This is a genomic window from Microvirga pakistanensis (assembly GCF_004458765.1).
Lineage (GTDB): Bacteria > Pseudomonadota > Alphaproteobacteria > Rhizobiales > Beijerinckiaceae > Microvirga > Microvirga pakistanensis.
Map to the genome: position 1 here is coordinate 1 of NZ_SPJX01000460.1, position 223 is coordinate 223.

Sequence of the window (223 nt, forward strand, 5' to 3'; positions counted from 1 at the left end):
GCCCGTTGAGAAACGCCCGGCGGGTGAACTCGCCCGCCTCGGCCGGGCGGCAATCGGGGATCGCGCCCAGAGCCTTCAGCACCGCCGCCCGCGTGGCGAGGCCGCCATGGAGATGGAGCTCCGCCTGGTCCTCGCCGGTGAAGCTGCGCGGCCCCGGCATCCACAGAACCAGCGCCTGGTCCAGGGGCTCGCCGGCGCCGGGGTCGCGCAGGATGCGCACGGC

At 75.8% G+C, this 223-nt stretch carries 1 pseudogene; it reads right to left on the bottom strand.

From position 1 onward, the window contains the following. Nucleotides 1–223 (bottom strand): annotated as a pseudogene (locus E4K09_RS20075) (tRNA uridine-5-carboxymethylaminomethyl(34) synthesis GTPase MnmE); the annotation flags it as partial.